The following is a 2,882-nucleotide window of genomic DNA, read 5'->3' on the forward strand; positions in this document are numbered from 1 at the left end:
CCGCTCAACCCTTCGAGACGGCCCTTCGGGCCTCCTCAGGGCGAACGGGAATATGCCCGGACTACATCTAGACGGCGTCCACCACGCGCCTGAGTTTCTCGCGCACCTCGCCGGCGACTTCGCCGAGTGAGGGATTTTCCACGGCGCTCATCGATGCGACCGGGTCGACGGCGGCCACCTCGACGCGGCCGGATTCGTCGGCGCGCACGACCACATTGCACGGGAGCATGGTCCCGATCTTGTTCTCGGCCTGCAGGGCCTGGTGGGCGAATCCGGGATTGCAGGCGCCGAGGATGAGATAGGCGGGCATCTCCGCGCCGAGCTTCTTCTTCATGGTCGCCTGCACGTCGATCTCCGTCAGGACGCCAAAGCCTTCCTTGCCAAGCTCGGCGCGCACTTTCTCGACGACCTCGGGAAAGGGCGCGCTCACCAGTTTCGAGAAGTAGTAACTCACGGGGGCCTCCTGCCTTGGGCAATTGCGCCTATACTGGCACGGGCGCGCCCGGCCGCGCCAATCCCCACGGGAGTCCCGCCCATGCCCCGCGCCCCCGCAGCCCATACAGCCAAAGACGCGAGCGCCGCGCTGCGCGCGCTGGCCGATCCCGAGGTCGCCGCCCACGCCGCGCGCTACTTCAAGACCGGCCCGGGCGAGTACGGCGAGGGCGATCAGTTCCTCGGACTTCGCGTCCCGCAGGTCCGCGCCGTGGCACGCGCCCACAGGGAGATGCCACTCGCCGAAGTCCGCAAGCTGCTGGCGTCCGGGTATCACGAGGAGCGCCTGTGCGCGGCGCTCATCCTGGTGACCCAGTTCCAGCGCGGCGATGAAAAGACCCGCGCCGCGATCTACCGCGCCTACGTGGCGGGTCTGAAACACCTCAACAACTGGGATCTCGTCGACACCAGCGCCCCGCACGTCGTGGGCGGCTGGCTGCTCTCGCGGGACCGGAGCCAGCTCTACAAGTGGGCGCGCTCGCGGAGCCTGTGGAAGCGCCGCGTCGCCATCATGGGTACCTTCGCCTTCATCCGCCAGGGCGACTTTGCCGATACCCTCGCCATCGCCGAGATTCTTCTGGGCGACAAGCACGACCTCATCCACAAAGCCGCCGGCTGGATGCTCCGCGAAGTGGGCAACATGGACCGCGCCGTAGAAGAGGCGTTTCTCAGGAAGCACTACCAGGACATGCCGCGTACCATGCTGCGCTATGCGATCGAGAAATTTCCCGAGAAGCGGCGACAGGCGTATCTGAAGGGGCGGGTTTAGGCGGGCATTGGCTTTCGCTTGCATACATTCTTCTCCGTTCGTCCTGAGTAGCGGCACGAAATGACGCGTATCGAAGGGCAGCGGAGCCTCAAGGGCTTGCGATTGCCCTTCGATATGCCGCTCCGCGGCTGCTCAGGACGAACGGGAGAAGAGGCCGGCAAATCCCGGTAGTGGGTCAGTTTGAAAGGTTTTGCCGGAAAACCAGTTCGGCCTAGGGGGGGGGGCTTGCGATGGCTCGGTTTAGGGGGAGGCTTGTGCCAACCCAAAACATTGCCCAAGCGGCCTGCATACTCAATCTGGGCGACGATTCTGGTTTCAGAAACCTCACGGGGCCCTGCGGCATCACATGATCGACAGCGGGTGGCGTTTGAGTTAGCCGCGGTAGGTGTGTAAATTGGGGTTGACAGCGGGCGGACACGCGGTAACTCTCACGCCCCAGCGACCGGGCGCCACATTGGCCCCGGCGAAACTTTGGAAGGTTGACAATATGGGCTCCTATAGTCGTTCACGGTTCCTATTCGGAGGCTCCTCTTACCTCTCCGGCGCCGCTCGGCTGCTCGATCTGGGCGGAACCTTCAACGCTTACAATAAAAGTCTGAGTCCGCAGGTTGCGGACGTCACGGCCATTTTCGGAGATTGGGCAACCGTAAATGGTGATCTTCGCATTGCTGCGGAGCATACTATTGACCCTGAAAAACTGAAGGCACTTAAGTCCAGTAAGTGAGCGTCCCGCGCCATCGCCGCAAAACTGGCCGGAAGCGCAAGCGGAAAAAGCGCATGGCCAAGTCTTCCAAAAACGCACCAGCCAAGAGCAGCAACCCCGCCCCTGGCCATCCGACGCAACGCGGATGGCCAGGGCAGCAACTCTCCCTACTTCAGGTTGAGCAAACAGAATACTTCTCCGGCCCGATACCATCACCTCGACAGATGCAGGAATACGCTGCAATCGACGCATCGTTCCCGGAGCGGTGGATGACCGCCTTTGAGAAGCAGTCCGATCACCGCCAACACCTTGAAAGGGTGAGTGTCGAGGGAGACCAGTCTCACCAGCGGCTAGGGTTGATTTTCGGCGCCATCATATCATTGGCCTTCTTGGGGGGCGGCATGTATTTCGCCAGCATCGGATACCCGAAGGAGGGAGCATCGCTTGTGGTGGGTACCTTGGCGTCGCTTGTCAGCGTATTCGTCCTCGGGAAGCGAGAACAATCCAAAAAACTCAAGCTTGAGCGCGAAATGATGATGCAAATGACCCAACGGTAGTCAGCCACGCCCTACCCAATCAGCTCCATAATCCAAATCCCGCCCCCTTGCCCCGCCCACGGACGCGGGGTAATCGACTCCCCAATGACACGCATCAAGGCAGCGGCGCTCCGCCTCGCGGTGGTGGCGCTTGTTCTGGCGCTGAGTGCCGCGACGGCGCGCGCGCGAGACGGGCAGCGCGTGGAGGAGGGCGAGGATGTGGATCTCTTCGAGAAGCGGCGCCTCACGGAAGAAGAGTGGTTTCTCGTGCCGGTGCTGCTCTACTCGCCGGAAACCGGTTTTGGCGGCGGGGCGACGTGGATGTACGTCATGCGCGACCGCGAAGAAGACCCGCGTCCATCGAGCATCCAGGTGCTGGGCA

4 protein-coding genes are annotated in these 2,882 nt (G+C 62.7%); 3 read left to right on the forward strand and 1 reads right to left on the reverse strand.

What is annotated here, in order from left to right; genetic code table 11:
- Window positions 1–67: 67 nt before the first annotated feature.
- Window positions 68–559, reverse strand: coding sequence for a DUF302 domain-containing protein (locus KDH09_10740; GenBank protein ID MCB0220162.1), 492 nt, complete (start codon window positions 557–559; stop codon window positions 68–70).
- Here KDH09_10740 and KDH09_10745 point away from each other — a divergent pair.
- The 3 genes from KDH09_10745 to KDH09_10755 all read left to right on the forward strand — a co-directional run.
- Entirely contained in the window at window positions 536–1,261 is a 726-nt protein-coding gene (locus KDH09_10745; protein MCB0220163.1) for a DNA alkylation repair protein, read from the forward strand. The genes KDH09_10740 and KDH09_10745 overlap by 24 nt on opposite strands.
- A gap of 777 nt (window positions 1,262–2,038) precedes the next feature.
- Window positions 2,039–2,521 carry a hypothetical protein gene (locus KDH09_10750; GenBank protein MCB0220164.1) on the forward strand — a complete coding sequence of 161 codons (483 nt, stop codon included), beginning with the start codon at window positions 2,039–2,041 and terminating at the stop codon, window positions 2,519–2,521.
- A gap of 84 nt (window positions 2,522–2,605) precedes the next feature.
- On the forward strand, window positions 2,606–2,882 hold a 277-nt coding region (locus KDH09_10755; protein MCB0220165.1), incomplete at its 3' end, for a hypothetical protein.

It is taken from the genome of Chrysiogenia bacterium (assembly GCA_020434085.1).
In the GTDB taxonomy this organism is placed as follows: Bacteria; JAGRBM01; JAGRBM01; order JAGRBM01; family JAGRBM01; genus JAGRBM01.

What these genes read in the sequence shown, in the direction of transcription:
- KDH09_10745 (MCB0220163.1), top strand. Translation starts at nt 536, where the DNA reads ATGCCCCGCGCCCCCGCAGCCCATACAGCCAAAGACGCGAGCGCCGCG.
- KDH09_10740 (MCB0220162.1), bottom strand. Translation starts at nt 559, where the DNA reads ATGGGCTGCGGGGGCGCGGGGCATGGGCGGGACTCCCGTGGGGATTGG.
- KDH09_10750 (MCB0220164.1), top strand. Translation starts at nt 2,039, where the DNA reads ATGGCCAAGTCTTCCAAAAACGCACCAGCCAAGAGCAGCAACCCCGCC.